Source organism: Sulfurimonas sp. (genome assembly GCF_041563035.1).
Lineage (GTDB): Bacteria > Campylobacterota > Campylobacteria > Campylobacterales > Sulfurimonadaceae > Sulfurimonas.
Genome location: NZ_JBFFNS010000002.1, coordinates 183,017 through 203,875 on the forward strand (window position 1 = coordinate 183,017; position 20,859 = coordinate 203,875).

General features: G+C 34.1%; 19 protein-coding genes. 6 read left to right on the forward strand and 13 right to left on the reverse strand.

Annotated features, from left to right (window positions below; all coding sequences use genetic code 11):
• Window positions 1-8 precede the first annotated feature (8 nt).
• The 3 genes from ndk to metK form a co-directional block, all read right to left on the reverse strand.
• A complete protein-coding gene (ndk, locus tag ABZC13_RS03235) occupies window positions 9-422 on the reverse strand; it encodes a nucleoside-diphosphate kinase (protein ID WP_372999989.1) in 414 nt (137 codons plus the stop codon).
• Window positions 423-562: 140 nt separating this feature from the next.
• Window positions 563-847 (reverse strand): 4Fe-4S dicluster domain-containing protein, encoded by a 285-nt coding sequence (locus ABZC13_RS03240; protein ID WP_372999992.1) that lies wholly within the window; start codon window positions 845-847, stop codon window positions 563-565.
• 70 nt (window positions 848-917) lie between these two features.
• Window positions 918-2,075, reverse strand: coding sequence for a methionine adenosyltransferase (gene metK, locus ABZC13_RS03245; RefSeq protein WP_372999995.1), 1,158 nt, complete (start codon window positions 2,073-2,075; stop codon window positions 918-920).
• Window positions 2,076-2,283: 208 nt separating this feature from the next.
• Here metK and ABZC13_RS03250 point away from each other — a divergent pair, with 208 nt between their 5' ends.
• Both ABZC13_RS03250 and ABZC13_RS03255 read left to right on the forward strand, forming a co-directional pair.
• Window positions 2,284-2,880, forward strand: coding sequence for a peroxiredoxin (locus ABZC13_RS03250; RefSeq protein ID WP_372999998.1), 597 nt, complete (start codon window positions 2,284-2,286; stop codon window positions 2,878-2,880).
• Window positions 2,881-3,025: 145 nt separating this feature from the next.
• Complete coding sequence (locus ABZC13_RS03255; protein WP_373000001.1) at window positions 3,026-3,469, forward strand: hypothetical protein; 444 nt, start codon at window positions 3,026-3,028, stop codon at window positions 3,467-3,469.
• 2 nt (window positions 3,470-3,471) lie between these two features.
• Here the strand turns inward: ABZC13_RS03255 and ABZC13_RS03260 are convergent, their stop codons facing one another.
• Window positions 3,472-4,731, reverse strand: coding sequence for an ATP-dependent RecD-like DNA helicase (locus ABZC13_RS03260; RefSeq protein WP_373000004.1), 1,260 nt, complete (start codon window positions 4,729-4,731; stop codon window positions 3,472-3,474).
• A 33-nt stretch (window positions 4,732-4,764) separates the two neighbouring features.
• Between ABZC13_RS03260 and ABZC13_RS03265 the strand changes: the two genes are divergently transcribed.
• Entirely contained in the window at window positions 4,765-6,009 is a 1,245-nt protein-coding gene (locus tag ABZC13_RS03265) for a diguanylate cyclase (protein ID WP_373000007.1), read from the forward strand.
• Here ABZC13_RS03265 and ABZC13_RS03270 read toward each other — a convergent pair.
• From ABZC13_RS03270 to ABZC13_RS03280, 3 genes are read right to left on the reverse strand one after another with little or no spacing between them, the layout of a single operon-like run.
• Window positions 6,006-7,157: a VWA-like domain-containing protein gene (locus ABZC13_RS03270; RefSeq protein ID WP_373000010.1), complete on the reverse strand. Its 1,152-nt coding sequence runs from the start codon at window positions 7,155-7,157 to the stop codon at window positions 6,006-6,008. The genes ABZC13_RS03265 and ABZC13_RS03270 overlap by 4 nt on opposite strands.
• An 11-nt stretch (window positions 7,158-7,168) precedes the next feature.
• Window positions 7,169-8,164 (reverse strand): AAA family ATPase, encoded by a 996-nt coding sequence (locus ABZC13_RS03275; RefSeq protein WP_373000013.1) that lies wholly within the window; start codon window positions 8,162-8,164, stop codon window positions 7,169-7,171.
• A gap of 12 nt (window positions 8,165-8,176) precedes the next feature.
• Entirely contained in the window at window positions 8,177-9,532 is a 1,356-nt protein-coding gene (locus ABZC13_RS03280) for a hypothetical protein (protein WP_373000016.1), read from the reverse strand.
• Window positions 9,533-9,606: 74 nt separating this feature from the next.
• Between ABZC13_RS03280 and ABZC13_RS03285 the strand changes: the two genes are divergently transcribed.
• The 3 genes from ABZC13_RS03285 to ABZC13_RS03295 are packed head-to-tail and all read left to right on the forward strand — an operon-like array spanning window position 9,607 to window position 12,382.
• On the forward strand, window positions 9,607-9,870 hold the full coding sequence (locus ABZC13_RS03285; RefSeq protein WP_373000019.1) for a tetratricopeptide repeat protein: 264 nt from the start codon (window positions 9,607-9,609) through the stop codon (window positions 9,868-9,870).
• A 9-nt stretch (window positions 9,871-9,879) separates the two neighbouring features.
• Window positions 9,880-11,214: a Na+/H+ antiporter NhaA gene (gene nhaA / locus ABZC13_RS03290; protein ID WP_373000022.1), complete on the forward strand. Its 1,335-nt coding sequence runs from the start codon at window positions 9,880-9,882 to the stop codon at window positions 11,212-11,214.
• Between the two features lie 58 nt (window positions 11,215-11,272).
• Window positions 11,273-12,382 (forward strand): multiheme c-type cytochrome, encoded by a 1,110-nt coding sequence (locus tag ABZC13_RS03295; protein ID WP_373000025.1) that lies wholly within the window; start codon window positions 11,273-11,275, stop codon window positions 12,380-12,382.
• On the opposite strand, the gene ABZC13_RS03300 is transcribed toward ABZC13_RS03295, so the two are convergent.
• Genes ABZC13_RS03300 through ABZC13_RS03325 form a run of 6 tightly spaced genes read right to left on the reverse strand, consistent with a single transcriptional unit; the run spans window position 12,372 to window position 20,730 of the window.
• Window positions 12,372-13,256, reverse strand: a complete 885-nt coding sequence (locus ABZC13_RS03300; protein WP_373000028.1) for a diguanylate cyclase — start codon at window positions 13,254-13,256, stop codon at window positions 12,372-12,374. The two genes, ABZC13_RS03295 and ABZC13_RS03300, sit on opposite strands and share 11 nt — an antisense overlap.
• A complete protein-coding gene (locus ABZC13_RS03305; protein WP_373000031.1) occupies window positions 13,257-15,830 on the reverse strand; it encodes an ATP-binding protein in 2,574 nt (857 codons plus the stop codon).
• The gene (locus tag ABZC13_RS03310; RefSeq protein ID WP_373000034.1) at window positions 15,827-16,705 is read right to left on the reverse strand and encodes an ABC transporter substrate-binding protein; all 879 of its coding nucleotides are present in this window, start codon (window positions 16,703-16,705) and stop codon (window positions 15,827-15,829) included. Before ABZC13_RS03310 ends, ABZC13_RS03305 begins: the two co-directional genes overlap by 4 nt.
• Entirely contained in the window at window positions 16,702-17,502 is an 801-nt protein-coding gene (locus tag ABZC13_RS03315; protein ID WP_373000037.1) for a hypothetical protein, read from the reverse strand. Before ABZC13_RS03315 ends, ABZC13_RS03310 begins: the two co-directional genes overlap by 4 nt.
• A gap of 14 nt (window positions 17,503-17,516) precedes the next feature.
• Window positions 17,517-18,728: a DUF917 family protein gene (locus ABZC13_RS03320; RefSeq protein WP_373000040.1), complete on the reverse strand. Its 1,212-nt coding sequence runs from the start codon at window positions 18,726-18,728 to the stop codon at window positions 17,517-17,519.
• 13 nt (window positions 18,729-18,741) lie between these two features.
• A complete protein-coding gene (locus tag ABZC13_RS03325; protein WP_373000043.1) occupies window positions 18,742-20,730 on the reverse strand; it encodes a TonB-dependent receptor plug domain-containing protein in 1,989 nt (662 codons plus the stop codon).
• Between the last annotated feature and the right edge of the window lie 129 nt (window positions 20,731-20,859).

Genomic DNA, 20,859 nt, shown 5'->3' on the forward strand with positions numbered 1-20,859 from the left:
ATTTTAACTTATGAAATTTCTCTTTCTGAGAAAAAGAATGCAATTTCGATAGCTGCATTTTCAACAGAGTCACTTCCATGAACTGCATTTGCATCTATGTTTTCAGCGAAGTCTGCACGAATTGTACCAGCTTCAGCTTCTTTAGGGTTAGTAGCACCCATTAAATCACGGTTCTTTTGCATTGCATCTTCACCTTCTAAAACAGAAACAACTACTGGCCCGCTGATCATGAAATCAACTAAGTCGTTGAAAAAAGGTCTCTCAGAGTGAATAGCATAAAATGCTTCAGCATCTCCACGAGAAAGTTGAATCTTTCTAGTTGCTGCAATTTTTAAACCATTGCTTTCAAAACGATCCAAAATTTTACCAATTACGCCCTTAGCTACGGCATCTGGTTTTATTATTGATAGTGTACGTTCCATCAAATCTCCTGTATAAGTATAAAATTAGGGTGGAATTATATCCAAAAAATGGTGGGTTTAAGTTTAAATGCAAAGATTTGTAAAAGAAAGAGGAATCATAAAGCGCAAAAGTGCCACTTTATGATTTAAAAAAGAGAGAATTAGTCTACAATATTCTCATGGTTCGAGCGTTGTTCTTCTGTAATATCTTCACGATGCGCTGGGCTTTCACCGATAGCATCCCAAGTAATACAGCCTTCAGTAGGACATGCAGTAGCACAAGCTGGTTCATCATGATGACCAACACACTCTACACATTTGTCACCATAAACATAATAAATCTCTTCATCTTGAGGATTATCATCCTCATCTACGATTGCTTCTACTGGACATTCATCGATACATGCACCACAGTTGATACAAGTGTCATTAATAATTACTGCCATAAAATTCTCCTAAAATTAATTTTCGAGATAAGTTTATCACAAGATTTTTAAAAATAGATAAAATAACTAGTTAAATACCCAAATAGTCTTTAATCTCATCAACTCTGTCCGTACGCTCCCATGTAAAGCCCTCGTCTTCTCTTCCAAAGTGTCCATATGCTGCTGTTTTTCTATATATTGGACGCAATAAATCTAAAGATTCTATAATTCCTTTTGGCGAAAGATCAAAAAGATCTTTTACACACTGCTCTATCTTCTCCTCTTCAACCTTACCGGTTGAGTGTGTATCAACTAATATAGAAACAGGTTTAGCTATACCGATAGCATATGAGACCTGTATAGTTGCTCTATCACAAGCTCCCGCAGCTACTAAGTTTTTTGCAACCCATCTAGCAGCATAAGCAGCACTTCTATCTACTTTAGTAGGATCTTTTCCACTAAAGGCTCCACCGCCATGAGGACAGCTACCGCCATAAGTATCTACTATTATCTTTCTACCGGTCAGTCCTGCATCACCTTGGGGTCCACCAATTACAAATTTTCCAGTCGGGTTAATATGTATAGTGGTATTTTCATTCATCATATCAGCTGGAATCACATGATTTATAACTTCACTGATCATATCTTTATGAATCTGTTTTTGATGAACATCAGGTGCATGCTGAGTAGATATAACAATAGTATCAACAGAGACAGGTTTATCACCAATATACTTAATACTAATCTGAGCTTTACCGTCCGGACGAAGATAGGGAACAAGTCCTTCTTTTCTTACTTCTGCAAGTCTCTGTGTCAATCTGTGTGCCAAGTGTATAGGAAGCGGCATAAGAACATCCGTTTCACGACAAGCATAACCAAACATCAGTCCCTGATCACCCGCACCTATCTCTCCGTCAGCCTGGTCAACACCCTGATTGATATCCGGAGATTGCTCGCCGATTCCATTTAAAACTGCAGCAGCACGGTAGTCAAAACCGTAAGTTGCATCTGTGTACCCTATCTCTTGAATAACTTTTCTAGCAATCTCTTGCATTGGGGCATAAGCCGTCGTCTTCAATTCGCCTGCAATTACACAAAAACCATTTGATACCAATGTTTCACACGCTACGCGTGCATTAGGATCATGTTCAATAATATAATCCAGAATTGCATCACTGATCTGATCTGCCATCTTATCAGGGTGTCCTTCTGTTACAGACTCTGAAGTAAATATATACTCTTTCGTCATCGATTTTTTCCTTATTGAAGTATAGAGTCTTGCTCTATAAATCGAGCGAAGTATATCAAAGTATGATTAATTTCTTCCTATTTTACATCAACATAATAAAAGATAAAAATTATCCTTAAATAAATTTATTACTTGTTTTCTTCTAAGATTTGTTAATGTATTTGTGTTAGAATTTCAGCAACTTAAAAACAAACACAAGGACATATATATGTTAGTAACAAACCAAGCTCCGGATTTCACAGCAACAACAGTTTTAGCAGATGGCTCAATCGACGAAAACTTTAAATTATCAGAAAACTTAGGTGAAAAAGGTACTGTACTTTTCTTCTATCCACTAGACTTTACTTTTGTATGTCCTTCAGAAATTATTGCTTTTTCTCACAGAATTGAAGATTTTAAAAGCCGTGGTGTAAATGTAATCGGTGTATCTGTTGATTCTCAATTTTCTCACTTTGCATGGAGAGAGACTCCAGTAAACAATGGTGGTATTGGCCGTATTAAATACCCACTTGTAGCTGACCTTACAAAACAAATCTCTAAAGATTACGATGTACTTTTCGGTGAAGCAGTTGCTCTACGTGGTTCATTCCTAATTGATGGTAAGGGTGTAGTACGTCACGCAGTAATAAATGATTTACCACTTGGTCGTAACATTGATGAAATGATCAGAATGGTAGATGCAATGCAATTTACTGATGAGCATGGTGAAGTATGTGCTGCTGGTTGGCAAAAAGGTGACGAAGGTATGAAAGCTTCTACTGAAGGTGTTGCTGAGTATCTTGCTAAGCACGAAGACGACCTGTAGTCTTTACTAACTTGAATAAATAACGTACTCAGTGCGTTGTTTGTTCGTCACAGACTACTATCATAATCCCCCCCCCCTATCCTTAATTTTCTAAAATCTATTACTTAAAAACAATTTTTACTATCTTTTTGCTAATATATTAATCATGAAAAGAAAAGAGAACGCTGATGAGATCAGAGCAAAGCAATACTTACAGACTCTACCCCATACAAAACTAGAGTATGAACCTCTTGGAAATGTTACTCCTGACTTTTTGATTGATGGTAAAATTGCGGTTGAAGTAAGAAGACTAAACAGAAACTATAAAAGCAAAAGTAATGGCAACATAGTCAGTATAGAAGCACCCATCATTGATAACATAGATGAACTTCATAAAAATATTCAGCTTCTTATAGATGAAAAAGATGAAAAGATTGATAAAAATTTTCCTGTTTATGAGGAGTGGTGGTTAATCCTGGTAGACTACATCACAAATGGAATGGATACTCAAGCTTTTGAAAAAGTAAAAATAATACCTTTTAAAAAACAGAAGTTTACTAAAGTGATCATTCTATCTCATGATGGTAATTTTAGAGCATTTAAACTATAGTACTAAGAACCTTTTACAAATCCCAAAGCTTTATTATTTACAAAAACTATTTGGTGCCACTGACAGTCAGGTGCTATAAGATTTAATCTTTTAGGATTAGAGCTTCTGGATAGTGCTACATAGAACTGAGACGGTGCAAATATCTCATTTGTCTCGATAATCAGATCTTCTATAGACATACCTTGTGACTTATGAATAGTAATTGCAAAAGCCAGTTTTATAGGAAACTGATAGATGCTAAGTTGTGGTTCTTCAACCATCTCCTTTTTACCATTCACACTTTTCTCACTCCACTTAGCCTTACTCTGGGCAACCGCTTCAAGCTTTACAACTTTTGCATCTGCCTTTTGTACATAGACATAGCTTGCGTCTACATTTACTACAACACCTCTCTCACCGTTAAAGTAGTTCCAAGAGTTTCTTGTAAAAAGAACTGGAGCGCCAATTTTTAGTTCCAGTTCTTTATCAATTCTAGAATCATTTATAAATCTGTCTATTTCTGCATCTTTGACACTGTTTGAGTGTTTTATGATTTGAGCTTCTTTTACAAATATTTCGCTATCTATGTGAGCTAACTGACTTTTGTTATGTCTAGATGCTGAGTGGTTTTTACCAAACAAAAAAGTGAACTCACTAAAGTCTTGCGGTAGTGGTTTTATGTACTCGTTAAGATGATTATGTACTTCTTCATTCACAAAACCATCCCTAACACTTCCTAAGAGTTCTATAAATTTTTTGTCATCCGTTCTATATATATGGGTTAGCTCTATTTTTTCAAATTCAAACTCATTCCAAGCTACAGACTCAAAAGCAAACTTGACTTCTGCACTTCCACGAACCACAGGAGGAAGTTGTAAAAAATCTCCTACTACGAGAAGTGTTCCCTTATACTCTGACTGTTTCAGTCTCAACTGTATCATTTCTAAAACACAGTCGCTTACCATGGAAATCTCATCAATAACTATTAGATGCATACTTGAGATCAGTTTTTTTGTTTTTTTCTTTATCTCTAATCTACCGCTGATTTGCAGCTCTTTGATGTCAGATGCGATACCAAGGTCCAAAAAGCTATGAAGAGTCTGTCCACCTATAAGAGTAGCTGCCATACCTGTAGATGCAAGCTTTGCTACTTTTTTGGCTTCACTCTCAAAATGCTCTATCACTTCTCTTGTTATAGTTGTTTTTCCAACACCTGCTCCGCCTGTTAAAAAAATATTTTGTTTACAGAGCAGTTTTTCCGTGATTTCTTCTAGATAATTCATAAAGAAATTATACTAAAATAGTATAATAACCGCATGAAAAGAATATTAATCGTTGAAGACAATAAGACACTTGCAAAACTTTTAGCCAAGAAGATAGAACTATCTTTAAAATATGAAGTAGATATAGCTTACAAACTATCAGAAGCAAAACTATTTTTAAAGAAGTACACCTACTTTTTAACACTGCTTGACATCAACTTGCCAGATGCACCAAATGGAGAAATTGTTGATTACGTTTTAAGTAAAGGTAATCACGCCATCGTTCTAAGTGCAAATATTGATAAAGAGTTTAGAAAGACGATGCTTCAAAAGAACATCATTGATTATGTGAATAAGGGTGGTGTAGATGATATCAATTACATCATTCAAACGATTCAAAGACTAGAGAAGAATCAAAAACATAAAGTTTTACTAGTTGATGATTCTATGGTCTTTAGAAAAACCATGAAAAATATGCTTGAAAATCTTTTTTATCAGGTAATCACTGTTGCTCATGGTGAAGAAGCTGTAGGTATGCTCAAAGCTCATCCTGACCTGTCAATGGTAATTACGGACTATAATATGCCGGTTATGAATGGTCTTGAACTTACTAATGAAATAAGAAAAGATTACAATAAGTCTGAGCTCTGTATCATCGCTATCTCTTCAAATAATGATGAAGAGATAAATGCTCTGTTTTTAAAACAAGGTGCAAATGACTACATAAAAAAACCATTTTCCAAAGAAGAATTTTCTTGTCGAATCAATAACTCAATAGAAGCTTTAGAAAATATACAATTCATTACAAACCATGCAAACAGAGATTTCTTAACAGGTCTTTACAATCGTCGTTACTTCTTTGAGAATATGCAAGAGTATATTGAAGACACAAAAGAAAGTGGTGAACAATTCGCTGTTGCGATGATAGATATTGACAACTTTAAACATATCAATGATACTTATGGTCATGATATTGGAGACAAAGTTATAACAAGCATCTCTGAAGTACTCAGAACAAATACAAGCTATAGAGATATAGTAGCAAGATTTGGCGGTGAAGAGTTTTGTGTAGTTCTAAAAAATATCAATAAATATAGTGCTTCAGATATACTTGAGAGATTAAGACAAGAAGTAGAAAGATTTAATTTCAACGTAGATTCAACAAATCAAATCAAATTTACTATCTCTATCGGTGTAGCTCTGCATAATGATGACACTCTAGATGAAACATTAAACCAAGCAGACATGATGCTATACAATGCAAAACAAAACGGTAAAAATCAGATACTTTTTAACTAATCCTTTAAAACTATAACTTCTCCAAAGGGTACTTCTAATTCTTTTGGAGCTATCCACTTCACATCATAAGATGGTTCTTTATTTGGAAAAGTTCCATCTAAATCACTAAAATATAGAAGCAGTTTTGTATCCTCTATCTCATCTTCAATAAATTCAAAAACCGGTCTAAAATCAGTAGCACCACCACCTTCAACATTGGCTTCTAAGATATCTCCACTATAAAATAATTTATGAGAACGGATTTTTTCATCGCAGACTAAAAGGTTTATCTCATATGATGGAATTGTATTCATAAGAAAGTTTAACTCGCTTAAAAACTCACCGAGAAGTTCATCATCAACTGAGCCTGAGCTATCAACAGCAACGACTAACTTAAATCTTTGAGAGACACTAGAGGGTAGGTAAAACCCGAGATGCAAAAACTTTTTGTTTGGTGGCATCTGAGTATAGTCATCTTTGTGAAATCTCTCCAAGGCTACTCTCAGTTCATCTCTCCAGTCAATCTTCCCATTTGATTCTATTTTAAAAAACCTATCTATGCTTGATGGAAGTTCACCTCGTTTTTCCTCCATCTCTAAAACAGATTTTGCAAACTCTTCAAAGAGTTCTTCTGAGACTAAGTCGTCTTGCTCTGTCTCCTCAGTTTTATCACGCTCTTGGTTGTTTTCTTTTTGCTCATCGTTTGATTTGTTTTCATCATCTTGAATATCATCAACATCATCAGCTTCATACTCTAACTCATCACGTAAGATATCATCTTTTAACTCAGAATATATCTCTTCAGCATAAAGACCATGAAAGCGTTTTGAGTAGTGAGCCTGATATGGACGCTCCAATCCATTTTCAACAAGCATATCATTTACGGCATAGTCAGTTGAGAGTTGCCACAACCAACCGCTTCTCCCATTTTTACGCGACTCATGAGCCAGAGATGCGTGCATCGCACCATTTGCGAAGACAAACTCCATCTCGCCCAAACTTATCTCATTGAAAAAGTCACTATTGTATTCAAGTGTAGTTCCATCACTTTTGAAAGCTTGAATATCATCATTTTGTATAATTTTTAATTTTGAAGCGATTGTTCCAAATAGTGGATACTCAACTAATAGTTTTGCTTTAGCCGAGGATATTTTCTTTGATAATTGCATCTGTACTTATTCTATGCAAGAAGAAAAGCAAACTTCTGCACCCACTCTTTAAAAACATCAGAGTGTTCCATTTTTACACCATTTCTTTGTAAGTCCTGCACACACATAACTGCGAATTCACTTTTTAATCCAAGCGTATATCTAAGCAGATTATCCAAGTTTTCATCACTATTTTCTTTTAGCAAAGCACTTACCAAGCCTGTACTCAGAGCATATAAAACATCTACCTCGTCACTATATTCGCCATCTCCGGATGCTAATATATTTTTAATATCAGGTAGTCTGCTCATAACTTTTGCGAAACTCAAAAAGCCGACTGCTACTTCACGTCCAACAGCACCGCTGATAGAATCAAGTAGTAAGTCTTGGCTCATATTACTTTTTAAGATGGAGTCTACATATTCCCAACTTCTAGGAGTTGCAAAACTTTTTGCTTCACTCTTCGCATCAAAAGTAAAAAGGTGCTCTGTTTTATATGAGATATAAGAGATTACTCTTTCATCTATCTCTTTTTTATAAGCCCAAAATTTCCAGTCATCTACATTAACTTCCATCTCAAAGTGGACAAATCTATTTGCCAGAGGAGACGGCATTCTATATGTAACACCTCTATCACTCTCACGGTTTCCAGCAGCAACAATCGCCCAACCATCTGGAAGCTCATACTCACCTACTCTTCTATCAAGAATAAGCTGATATGCAGATGCCTGCACACTTGGAGCAGCAGTATTAAGCTCATCAAGAAATAAAATCCCCTCACCGCTTTTAGGTAAAAAAGCCGGTGGTGCCCAGAGTGCCGTGTGAGACTCTTTATCGTAAAAAGGGATCCCTTTTAAATCAGTAGGATCCATAAGTGCAAGCCTTAAGTCAATAAAATCTATCTCATTGCTTTGAGCAATTTGCTTAACAATCGATGATTTACCAATTCCCGGCGCACCCCATAAAAAAGCTGGAACTTTTTGTTCTATAAGTGCTGTTAGTGTCTTCGTTAATTTAGAAGCTTTCATCTATTTTCCACCTTATATTTCCCACCCTATATTTTCACTCATGATATGCTTACCAAAGTTTGGGTTCTCTTTAACAGCTCTTTCCAATCGAGAATCTAGTTGAAGCTGATACAGCACTTCAACAGGCGTACTTATATTTTTTGCCAATGATTTTAAAACTTTTATTTCTCCACTTTGAGCTAATGATTCTAAAATGTGTTTAGGCGTATTTTCATTATTTGCAAGGGCAAGATGGTTTAGTTCATCATCATAAGCTTCTTCAAGACTCTCTTGTGGAGTAGCAGAGTTTTCGTAAAGAGCAAGATTAAGTTCTTCAGACTCTTCCTTAAGTAAATCTAGCACTACTTTTTTATCTAAATTCTCATTTGTTGCAAGTGCCAGCATCACATCTTTCGCGTGATAAGCTATTAATTTTTTTTGCATCTCTACTGATATAAACTCATTTTTAGCAACTTCATTTGGATAGTTTTTAAAAAATATCTCAAACAATACATCATCATGTCTAAGATTTCTAGCCATATTTTTAGCTAATCCTTCATTAAAGAGTAGTTTCTTTACAACATGTTTTGAAAGATTACTGTTATAGGAGAGTGCTTTGAGTACATCTTCATCTTCAGTTTTAACAAGATTCATCTGCATCTCTTCATCACAATCTTCTCTCATAGCGATAAGCGTTCTGGTGTAAGAGTTTGCATTTTTAATAAACATATTAAGAACATTTCTGTCTGTTGCATAGTTTGTCACTATGGCAGAGATAATCTTATTATTTGCCTCATTTACACCAAGATTCATAGTTTGCTGTATCGGTTCCAAATAAGAAACTGCTTCAAGAAGTTTTTCATTTTTTGTCTGAGTTACCAAATGCATAATCCCAAGTGCTGCATACTGAACGTTATGGTTTCTCTCTATATTTTGATAAAACCTTACGATTAATGCCGCACTTACATCTCTGTTATCATCGGTGTCAAAAAAGTTATCACCATTCCACTTGTACATCTTCAATAGTCTTAAAAACAGTTCATCATCAATCATCGAGTTTGTTAAAAAATCTTTTAGTCTATCTTTGTCGTGTGAGAGTTTTAGACTCATCATAAGAGTATCTGCATCTATGTGCTTTGCCAACTCTTTTTCAAGAGCATCAATAGCCATAAATTTGGCATCTATCTTCTCTTCATATAACTTGTCACTGGCATTTTGCTCATACGGTGTCATCATCTTACCGTCAACGACCAAGACAACATCTTCGCTATACTCTTTTGTAAGATTTATTTTATGATACTTCATCTGAGAACTGAACTCATCTGCACTAAAGGCTCGGCTCTGTCCAAACAGTAGCACTGTTTTGTTTTGTAATTCACTTAAATTCATAAGCAGATTATACACACATTTTTTAAGTTTTCTCTTCTTAGATATAATATCTCAATTTATTCAAGGAAATTTTTATGTCACATAGCGTCGAAGAGGGTTATAAACTATATAATGAAAAAAGGTTCAAAGAATCCTTTGATGCACTCTTTGATGCAGCTGCTTATGATAATAATTCTGAAGCACAATACTTTATAGGACTGATGTATCACGATGGTGAGGGCGTAGAAAAAAATATCGAAAGTGCCATGAAATGGTGGAAAAAAGCCACCAGAAATGGTCATGTACATGCTGCAAACAGAATGAGTGAGATATCTACCGGCACAAGCGTAATGTTTTAAAGGAAATTAATGAAATTATATGCACCTTGGGAAAAAGCTTTTCAAAGAATATCCACTCCTTTTGAACACTTCTTACATGCTCAAACAACTACTGGTTTAGTATTGATGGTTACAACTATCATAGCTTTACTACTTGCAAACTCTCCTTTAGTAGATACATACCTACATATCTTTCACACCAACATAGATTTCAATGTAGGAGAGTGGAAACTTTCACATTCCGTTCATCATTGGATTAATGATGGGCTTATGGCTATATTTTTCTTCATGGTCGGTCTTGAAATTAAAAGGGAGATTCTAGTCGGAGAGCTCTCAAACATTAAGGTTGCTATGTTACCTATTTTAGCTGCTATTGGTGGAATGGTTCTACCTGCTCTAATCTATCTTAGCATAAACTCTGGTGGTGAAGGTGCGAATGGCTGGGGTATACCTATGGCAACAGATATCGCCTTTGCAATCAGTGCTCTTGTTTTACTTGGGAAAAGGGTATCTACTGCACTTGTAACATTTTTAGTTGCCCTTGCTATAGTAGATGACTTGGGTGCAGTAACTGTAATCGCTCTGTTTTATACAGAACAGATTCATATATTACCTCTTGTCTTAGCAGGTGTCTCATTTCTTGTTCTTGTTTCATTTAACCGTTTTGGGATACATGCTATTCTGCCTTACTTTATTGTTGGTCTTATCATGTGGTTTTTTATGCTTGAATCTGGTGTACATGCTACTATTGCCGGTGTAATAGCTGCTATGAGTATACCATCAAGACCAAAACTAACACCTATTGACTTTACATCACACACAAAAAATCTACTTGATGAGTATGACAATTATCCTGTTGCAACCGACCACACTATGCATGAGAACCAAAAAGCCATTTTACTAAACATTAAAGATAAGATTGATTCAGTTGGTTCACCCTCAGCAAGATTAGAACATGACCTGCATCTTCCCGTCGCACTAATAGTCATTCCACTTTTTGCACTTGCAAATGCAGGAATATCTATAGACTTTTCATCTATAGGCGACACTATTGTTGAGCCTGTATCATTAGGAATTATTACAGGGCTCATACTTGGTAAAGTTCTAGGTATAGCCGGAGTTGCATGGTTAGCTGTAAAGCTAGGCGTCGCTGAACTTCCACAAGGAAGTACTATGAGTCAGGTGTTTGGTGTTGCTTTCTTAGGCGGTATTGGTTTTACAATGTCTATCTTTGTAGCTGACTTAGCCTTTTTAGGAAATGACACCCTTATCTTTCAAGCAAAAGTAGGAATCCTCTCTGCATCTCTATTTGCAGGGCTTTTTGGTTTCCTATGGCTTAAGTATGTAGCTAAAAAAGATGAATAATATTTCTATAAGTTATTTTAGTTATTATTACAGATAATATCATAACTTAAGGACAAACATGAAGTTCATCCATATGCTTCTACTCTTTTTTATCTCAGCATCTGCAAATGATGCTGTTCACACATACGCTAAAAGCGAAGAGTGTAAAGCTTGTCACCCTCAAATATACAACGAGTACTATGGCTCAATGCATGCAAATGCAACTCCACAAAAAGATCCTATTCATAAAGCTGTTTGGGACAGACATCCACAAAACCTAAAACAGGAACGTTATGGTTGCGGAAAGTGCCATACTCCAACTGCCGACAATCTTGACAAAATGAAAACAAAAGGTCAAAAAGCTCTTCCAGATGCAAACAATCAAACTCACCAAGAAGCTATCAGTTGTGCTTATTGTCACCGTATAAAAAGCATAGAACTTCACAAACAAAGTAACACTAACATTATGACAAATACTCAAAAAAACTACTTTGGAACTATGATTAAACATATGGAATCACCATTTCATGGCATAGTTTCTGAGAGCAATGAACATATGAAAAACGGTAATGTTTGTGTTGGATGTCACTCTCACAAGATGAATAAACACGGTCTTAATGTATGTTCTACAAATATAGACAATGAACTAAACGGTGCTAACTGTGTCAGTTGTCATATGCCAAAAGTCGAAGGTAGTGTCTCTCTTTTACATAAGACAAAGAAGCACGCTTTTCACGGTTTTGCAGGTTCTCACTTTCATTCAGAGATGCTGACTCAGTACGTAAACATCTCTTTACTTAGAGAGATTAATGGTTTTAAAGTAAATATTGATAACCAGACTTCACATGCTCTATTGCTACATCCATTAAGAGTAGCAGTTTTAAAAGTAAGTGTTACAAGAGATGCAAAGACTACAAAGCTCAAAGATGAGACTTTTGTAAGAGTAATAGGAGCAGATGGAAAACCTGCAATGCCTTGGGCTGCAAAAAAAGATATAAAAAACACTATGATAAAAGCAAATGAAAAAAGAGTTGTAAAGTATGACTTTAAGATACTCAAAGGCGATAAAGTAGATGTAGTTCTTGTCTGGTTTTTAGTAAATCCTAAAGCGGTTAAAAAACTTGGACTTGAAGATGAAAAAATTGCAACAGAGTTCAATGTATTTAAAAAACAGAGTTTTAACTTCTAAACACTACTCTGTTTCTTCCCGCTCCCTTTGCTTCATAAAGAGCAGCATCTGCTCTTTTAAGAAGTGAGTCTAATGTATCTGTATCACTGTTTGCTTCTGCGATTCCATTGCTTATAGTGAATTTAACTACAGTTTCTTTATCTACATTAACCTCTAGCTTTTCTATGCTCTGTCTGATGAACTCATTTTTTTGAACAATCTCCTCTTGAGAGTTACAGTGACAGATGATTGCAAACTCTTCACCACCTATTCTGGCAAACAAATCATCCTCTGAAATACATTCTTTAATAGTTGTAGCGACTGATTTAATCACCTCATCACCAATCGGATGTCCATAAGTATCGTTTATTCTTTTAAACTTATCTATATCTATCATTACAGCATATAAATTATCTTTTTCTTCAACAAACATCTTATTAGCAAGTTCAAAAAACTTTCTTCTATTATAAACTTTTGTAAGATAGTCATATGAAGCTATGAAATTTAGATCACTCAAAAGATTTTTCAGCTTTATCTGTGTCTTTACACGAGCAGTTAGTTCACGTGGTTTAAAAGGTTTTGTTACATAATCTATGCCACCGACTTCATATGCTCTCTCAATAGAGTCTTCATCTGTGTTTGCAGTTACAAATATGACTGGTATATCTTTTGTATGACTCATATTTTTAAGTCTTCTACACACTTCATAACCATCCATGTCCGGCATCATGATATCAAGCAAGATCAAATCAGGATTGTCTTCAGATGCTATCTCTAAAGCACTATGTCCATCAATGGCTACTACAATGTCATAAGCATTTAAAATATCAAGTAAAATATCAATATTAGTCTCGGTATCATCTACTATTAAAATCGTTTGTTTAGCTTCTGGCATCTATCTATCCTTTAATGCTTCGATCACATCTTTGAACTTATATCTTTTAGTAAACTTATCTACAATCTTAAACAGCTTTTTATCCTCGCTATTTAATTTTATTGCTCGTAGTTCATTAACAACTAACTCACAGTTTTTCGGTCTCCTTGTCTGAGCAGCTTCTCTTAACTCTACAAAGAGCTCATTTACTCTTTCCTCTGATATCTCTTTTTTGCCCTCATCTTCATTTTCGTCTATTTCATTGATTACATGTAAATCATCAATTACTCTTTTAAGCTCTATAGACAATAACTCTAGCTTCTCTTTGTTTTGATAATCATCTAAGCCTTTTAGAACCCTATGCAATGATGTTGCACCTATGTTAGCACTCAGTCCTTTAAGTATATGTATTGCTGCTTCAAACTCACTCTCTTGCATACTATCAAGTGAGAAGTTACCATAGTTAGTGTAAAAATCTTTTAATATTTTAATATACAACTTTGTATTTCCGGTAAGCTGTTTTAGACCAAGACTTGTGTCAATAGTCTTTAATGCAGGTAGTTGTAAATCAGTGCTGGAATTTACATTAAATGATGAGATTCTGCTATAACTAGCAAAACTTTTTTGTGAAATATACTTTAGAAGCAGGTAATAAAGTCTTTCAATATCAATCGGTTTACTTATGCTCTCATTTATTAAAACACTCTCACTCTTTTTAGCTTCTTCTTTCATCGCATTTGCAGTTAAAGCAATAATTGGTATCTCTTTGTTTTTCTCTCTTATGATTTTAGTAGCTTCATAGCCATTCATTACCGGCATCTGCAAGTCCATCAAAATAAGTTCATACTTTTGCGGGTCTTGATTATATTTTTCTATTGCTTCTTTTCCATTATTTGCAATATCTATATTGATTCCACTATGCTGTAAAATCCCTAAAACGATTTCCTGATTCATAGCGTTATCCTCAGCAAGTAAAATGTTACTTCCTGCTAAAGTCTGTATATCTATACTTAAGGGATATTGCATTAGCTTTTTTTTGTCACTAAACAAGTTACTCTCTTTTTCTTCCAAGTCTATCTCAAATATAAACTTGCTTCCAATACTTTCTCGACTCTCAACCCAAATTTTACCGCCAAGAAGTTCTACTAACTGCTTGGATATGCTTAGTCCTAATCCTGTTCCGCCATATTTTCTCGTTATACTTCCATCTGCCTGAGAAAAAGATGTAAAAAGTTTTGACTGTTCTTCTTCACTTAGTCCGATTCCGGTATCACTAACTACAAATCTAAATCTGTTTTTAGAAACTTTTTTGATAGAGATTCCTATCTCACCGGAATCTGTGAACTTAACTGCATTTCCTAAGAGATTTACAAGTATTTGCCAAAGTCTTAAACTATCCCCGTTAAAATGTTTACCTATATGCTTATCATAATCAACAGCTATCTTTAAATCTTTTTCCTTAGCTTTCAACTCTACTACATGTATAACATTCTCAATAACTTCTGAAATGTCAAAATCAACTTTTTCTACTGTTAATTTGCCGGCTTCTATCTTACTGAAGTCTAAAATATTATTAATTACGCCAAGTAAAGATTTTGCACTGTTGTCTATCTTTTGTATGTAGTTTTTTTGTTTTTCATTTAACTCTGTTTGTAATGCCAAATGAGTCATACCAAGTATCCCATTCATAGGCGTTCTGATCTCATGAGACATATTTGCTAAAAATTCCGACTTTATTTTTGTTGCATCTTCAGCTTTCTTTTTCGCTATTTCTAACTCATTGGTTCTTACTTGTATTTTTTGCTCTAATAAATCAGTAAACTCTTTTAATTCTTTGTATGATTTATCAAGTTTTATGCTCATTTCTTTAAAAGTTCTAGTGAGAAGTCCTATCTCGTCATTACTTTGTATATTTTCCAGTTCTTTACCTGCTTCAAGATTACCATTTGCTATCTCTTTAGCCGTATCTGTAAGAACTAATATAGGTGCCATAAATCTTTTTATGAAAAAATAACCAAAAAATATTAAAAAAACAGCTAATAAAACTGATGTATATATGGCCTTAACGATATTGATTTTTATCTTATTTTTAATATTTTCTTCTGTCTTATGTATCTCTTCTTTTAATTCAATAAGGGAGTAGACTATATGTAACTCTCCCCATTTAGAGCTTAAATATATAGAAGTAGACACTATAAAGTTATCTCCATTATTTATCTCTTGTATTTCTAAATGAGAATTATTAATACTTAAGAGCTTATCCTTAAAGCTTACATCTCCGGAAATCAGTTGCATAGTTCTATCATGGTTAAATAACATAACCGTGTCAATATTTTTACTCATTGCTAACTTCTGAAATGCTAAATCAATATCTGAGAAACTAAATGAAGCTATATCATTTTCTACTTCTGTTTTTAAAGACTTTATGACAAGTTTTGCACTTGACTCTAAGTTATTTTTCATCAAAGATATTCTTTGATTTAACTCTGCATTTAAAATATCTTTCTGCTCACTAATCTGAATAATAGTAAATATTGAGACTACAAATATAGTAATAAATAAAATACTCAGTATAAACTTATTTATCAGATTCACTCTATAACCTCAGCTATCATAGATGCAGAGTAGTTATTAAATTCTATTTCAAGGTCTAGAGCTACCTTTTTATTGAAAATAACTTTTGTCCCTGCAGGATAAAAAATCTTTTTATCAGCATCTATTTCAGTGACACTATTTATCATGGTTGCCACCTGTCTTCCTGTTGTTGGATTGTCTACTGATGTTATTAGAGCAGCTCCATATTTTATGAATAACTCATGATATGCAAAAACTGGTTTTTTATACTCTTTTGATAGTTTAAATAAGCTTTTAACAATATCATCATCACTTAAAAGAATTGGATCAGGTAATATTATCATCGCCTCAGTTTTACTCAAAATATCATCAAATTTTTCATCTGCTATAGAGCTTTTATTTACTTTATGCAAGATTATTTTGATCCCCAAACTTTGAGCATCTATCACAAAATTATTTGCAACATCTTCTGTGTGCTTACTGTAAATTATGCCTATGCTCTTAATTTTTCTAAAGATGGACTTAATCAATGTAAGTTGCATTTCAGTATTTAGTTCATGAGATATACCATATCTCTCACCACTCATATTTAGTCTTTTCCAGTTCATAATGCAAGAGAAGTATATTTTCTTCTCTGGTATATATTGGTTTGCATATTGATAAGCTTTTGCACCAATCGCATATACAACATCAGGGTACTCATTGTATAGAAGCTCTTTAATCTTGCTACTTTTCATATCTGATATGTCCAATGTTTTAAAAGGTCTGTTTATACTTTTCCTAAACCCTTCTTCTGTCTCTTTATATTTCTCTATTTTTGCATTAGAGTTGATTACCAGGATCTCCTGTGCTTGTAAAAAGAGTGCTATTATTGATATTAAGATTAATAATCTCATTCTGCACCACCTATATTTTCTAGATCATTAGCACCTAGGACTACTAACTTATCTATTCCAATCATTTTTAAAATATCTTTTCCATTATTATTTAAATCCATATTTTCAAAGATAGACATAAGTTTTGATTTTTCTTTGTCCATTTTATTACAAGCTACAAGCATTCTATATGTTGGTTTAGACTCTTTATATATTCTCAATTTCTTAGCTAAAAATGGATTTATCTTTTTCAAAAGACCTAAACTATCTCTTGATACAAGAGCAAATTTACTCATGCCAAAACCAACACTCATTAGGGCGTCTATCTCTTTAGGAACTACTAGGACTGATAGATTATTTGATTGTTTTTTTGTCAGCGTAGATAGAAGTTCTTTAGTATACTCATCATCAAAAGCTGAAGTAACAACCCCCTTGAGAGGAAGATCTTTTAACCCTACAAGTAATTTAACACCTTGTGTTACCTCTGTTGTCTGTCCTACGAGTATTTTAGTATCTTTTAATGTTGTTTTTTTCTGAGCAACCAACTTTGCTTTTAAGTCATACTCTTTAGATATTTTTTTGTAGTGCCAACTAGATATGACTACAATCGAGTTTTTATCTTTTAGATACTTCTCAAAAGTTTTTTTATCATTAAATGGTTGAAACTCATAATCTCCATGTTTTGCTAAATATTTGTCAAAACCAACCTTTAGAGATTTGAAATTATTAATATGTGCTTCTGTTGTATAGAAATATACTTTTAATGTATCTGCAACAAGTACGTTAACATATAATAAGATTAAAAGCAGTGATTTCATTTTCATATCCCAGTTTACTCAGTCCAAATAGATTCGTTATAAGTACCATAGTAACGACTTGTTTTATAAGCCTCATTCCATGCAGACATTAGTTGTTTATTTTCTTTGATTACACTTGCCGCCTCAATAGCAACTACGCTGATATGAACCTCTTCACCATTTTGCAGTTTTTGGCTTATCAAAGTGTTATCATAGATATCACTATCATCCAAAATACCATCTTGCGTAGATACATAACATATAGAATCAGGACTTGTAATGTTAATAGATATCTCATCATTAAACTGACCTAGCATATTTTCATTTTGAATCAATATAGTATAGATTCCTCTTCCATCATCTGTCTCTATTGTCAAGTAACCCAGATCATTGTCTTCTTCTGTCTTAGTGTAGTACTCTTTTGCAACCCCTGTACATATTGTTTTTAACTCTCTAGGAGTCTGAGCCTCGCTAAGCAAATACGCTTGAATACTCTCTAAACGCTGAGCTGCACTTATGTTTTGCTCAAATATAAGTCCTATGTTATAAGCATCTCTAAGTGTACCTGTGACAATATTGTTTTGCGATAATGTTTGAGCTGTCATAGGTGCTAAACATAAACCTGTATCAATACCTATTAAACCTGCTTGAATAAGTTTTGCATATGCTATGCCGAGATCTTTATAGTTCTTGAGTGACAACACACTATATTCATAATCTTCACCGGCAGATGTAGCCATATTTGGCATAACAGGTTGAGATACTGCAAATGTTGTCAAATCTATGGTCGGTACCGAACGTCCGGATGGATCGCCATCAACTATGCTTAAATTATTTCCTAATAAATAAGCACTGATAAGAGGTATCGTTACATTAATAGCTCCAACTTCAATAGGAGTTAAAAAATCAAATCTTTGAAACCCGTCAAATCTAGTGTCATTTTTCTTAGTCATTCCAACACTAAGTAACTTCTCCATTGCTTTAACAGCATTTACAGTAGGTTCAACTATAGTTTGTGGTGTTAACAAGATACCTGCAGAAGGTTGAGCCATACCTGCTGCTATTGCTGTCCATTGATCTGGATTAACTGTTTCTAAGTCGACTATATCAATAACAAAAGTGTCAACATTTTTAAAATATTCATCCACTATCGTTTTTGCAAGTCCAAATGGTCCACCACCGCCAGATGCTAAAAATGTAGCACCCTTTAGTAGTGTGTAAAACTCTTCTTTTGTTGTTATCGTCATATTTATAATTCTCCTAAAATTTATAATTTAGTTCAGTCATATACGTTCTGCCACCCAATGGATAGTCAAACGGCGTAGAAGAGTCATAACTCTTCTCATCAAAGATGTTATATATTGAAAATTTCAACGCTAAATCATCCGTCATTATATTTTTAGCCAGAAGTGTTACATTACTCATTATGCTGTCACTAACTTCATCTCTTGTATCACTAGAACTTCTTGTCTGCTCTCCTATATATTTAGCATCAGTATAGAGGTTTAAGTATCTATTGATCCTATAGTTTAGACCTAAGTAAGCTTCATGATTTGAGATATTTTCCAGTTTATTTCCAGTCAAATAATTGTCCGGGTGTTGATATGTATAGCTTGCAATGATATAAGAGCCTCTTTTTAAGTTATATTTTGCCTCAAACTCAAGACCTTTAGTAACTACTTCTCCCTTATTTTTATACAGAGTACTATCAAGCACTATGATATCTTCTATCTTTGTATAAAAGAGTGTCAGAGATGCTTTTAAGCTTTGGATGCTGGAATTATGAAAGCTCAACTCATGCGTTTTAACAGTCTCAGGTTTTAAGTTAGGGTTACCATTAATCGACGGATTGTTTTTATTATATAGTTCTGCAAACGTTGGTGCTCGAAATGCTTCACCATACATAAGCTTGATGACATTGTTTTTATTCACGGACCATGAGGCACCTACTCTTGGATTGAAAGTACCTCCAAAATCACTATAATGATCATAACGAAAACCTACATTAAGCCTAAGATCATTATTTAAATCATAAAGTAGCTCACTGTAGACTGCGATGAATTCTCTCTCAACTTCATCTATAAAGTTTGTACTGGGGTCTGAAAAGTCTTGTATACTTGGTAGTGGAGCATTCGTTAAAGGGTTCCAGTTTAGTTTTTGCCAAGGGTCTGTTAGTTTTTGCTTCTCATATGAGAGTCCACTAACCACAGTATAGTTATCATTTTGAAATGTTAAAACCGCTTCAGCACCTAACTTTTTTGTCTTATAGCCCACATACCCAAGCATACCATCAACATGTCCTGCACTAGGATAACCGGAAGGAAAGACTCTCCACTTGTTATCTGCTTCAAAGCTGTCATAGTATGTTCTTGCATGCATATCAAAATACTTATTTAGCCTGTTTTTATATCCAAATTCTACAAAATACGTTTCTTTTTTTGACATATCTTCATTGTTTAAAGCATTTGCCACACCATATCTTGGTCCGTCTTTTGTATTGTTATAATTTGCATTAAGATAGATACCGTTATGGTGCATAAAACTCAGATAGGCATTGACACTCTCCAAAGTTGGATTTGTATATCCACTTTGAGAGATTGCATCACTTTTTGCAAATCTTTCATTACCGTCTGATTTTATATAGTTAAGATTTGCGGCTAAATCATAATCATCATAGCTTTTCCCAAAAGCAAGGTTAGCGACTTTAGTATTGTCACTTCCATATTTGACTGCTACTTCTGCCCCATCAATATCTTTTGCTTTTTTTGTAATAATATTAATCAGAGCCGTAAAAGCATTTTCACCATATAAAGCAGATGCAGGACCTTTAATAATCTCCACCCTTTTTATAAGTTCTATAGGAATATTTTTATACGCTCCAGTAGCTCCACCATTTAGAAGATCTGCGTTTAAAGAGTGTCCATCTAGCAGGATTAATACTTTTTCTGAAAACCATGTTTCAATACCACGAACAGTTATTTTATCTACATAAATATTACTTTGAGATACACCCAAACCTGGTACAGATCTAAGTACGTCAAATATATTATTAGCTCCCGTATTTTCTATCATCTCTTTGGTAATAACAGTAACTGAAGCTGGTGTTTTTTTGATATTTTCTTTTACTTTAGAGGCTGAAGTGACAAATGTTTCTTCTTGCAGATAAGATATCTCTTCTTGCAAGGCATTTTGCAATGAACTAGCCAATACACAACTAGGTAAAATTGTAAATATTAACTTCTTTTTCATACTCAACTTCCATAAATTATTAATTTCAATTATAACTTGTTGAAACTTAAAACGTTGGTTAATATGATGACATTATGTATAACAAAAGCCCCATGTAACGGGAAACATGATAGAATAGTATATAATAAA

Coding starts and splice junctions, on each gene's coding strand:
- ABZC13_RS03300 (WP_373000028.1), bottom strand. CDS start 13,256: ATGCCAGAAGCTAAACAAACGATTTTAATAGTAGATGATACCGAGACT.
- metK (WP_372999995.1), bottom strand. CDS start 2,075: ATGACGAAAGAGTATATATTTACTTCAGAGTCTGTAACAGAAGGACAC.
- ABZC13_RS03325 (WP_373000043.1), bottom strand. CDS start 20,730: ATGAAAAAGAAGTTAATATTTACAATTTTACCTAGTTGTGTATTGGCT.
- ndk (WP_372999989.1), bottom strand. CDS start 422: ATGGAACGTACACTATCAATAATAAAACCAGATGCCGTAGCTAAGGGC.
- nhaA (WP_373000022.1), top strand. CDS start 9,880: ATGAAATTATATGCACCTTGGGAAAAAGCTTTTCAAAGAATATCCACT.
- ABZC13_RS03260 (WP_373000004.1), bottom strand. CDS start 4,731: ATGAATTATCTAGAAGAAATCACGGAAAAACTGCTCTGTAAACAAAAT.
- ABZC13_RS03240 (WP_372999992.1), bottom strand. CDS start 847: ATGGCAGTAATTATTAATGACACTTGTATCAACTGTGGTGCATGTATC.
- ABZC13_RS03270 (WP_373000010.1), bottom strand. CDS start 7,157: ATGCAATTATCAAAGAAAATATCCTCGGCTAAAGCAAAACTATTAGTT.
- ABZC13_RS03250 (WP_372999998.1), top strand. CDS start 2,284: ATGTTAGTAACAAACCAAGCTCCGGATTTCACAGCAACAACAGTTTTA.
- ABZC13_RS03280 (WP_373000016.1), bottom strand. CDS start 9,532: ATGAATTTAAGTGAATTACAAAACAAAACAGTGCTACTGTTTGGACAG.
- ABZC13_RS03315 (WP_373000037.1), bottom strand. CDS start 17,502: ATGAAATCACTGCTTTTAATCTTATTATATGTTAACGTACTTGTTGCA.
- ABZC13_RS03320 (WP_373000040.1), bottom strand. CDS start 18,728: ATGACGATAACAACAAAAGAAGAGTTTTACACACTACTAAAGGGTGCT.
- ABZC13_RS03275 (WP_373000013.1), bottom strand. CDS start 8,164: ATGAAAGCTTCTAAATTAACGAAGACACTAACAGCACTTATAGAACAA.
- ABZC13_RS03265 (WP_373000007.1), top strand. CDS start 4,765: ATGAAAAGAATATTAATCGTTGAAGACAATAAGACACTTGCAAAACTT.
- ABZC13_RS03255 (WP_373000001.1), top strand. CDS start 3,026: ATGAAAAGAAAAGAGAACGCTGATGAGATCAGAGCAAAGCAATACTTA.
- ABZC13_RS03295 (WP_373000025.1), top strand. CDS start 11,273: ATGAAGTTCATCCATATGCTTCTACTCTTTTTTATCTCAGCATCTGCA.
- ABZC13_RS03285 (WP_373000019.1), top strand. CDS start 9,607: ATGTCACATAGCGTCGAAGAGGGTTATAAACTATATAATGAAAAAAGG.
- ABZC13_RS03310 (WP_373000034.1), bottom strand. CDS start 16,705: ATGAGATTATTAATCTTAATATCAATAATAGCACTCTTTTTACAAGCA.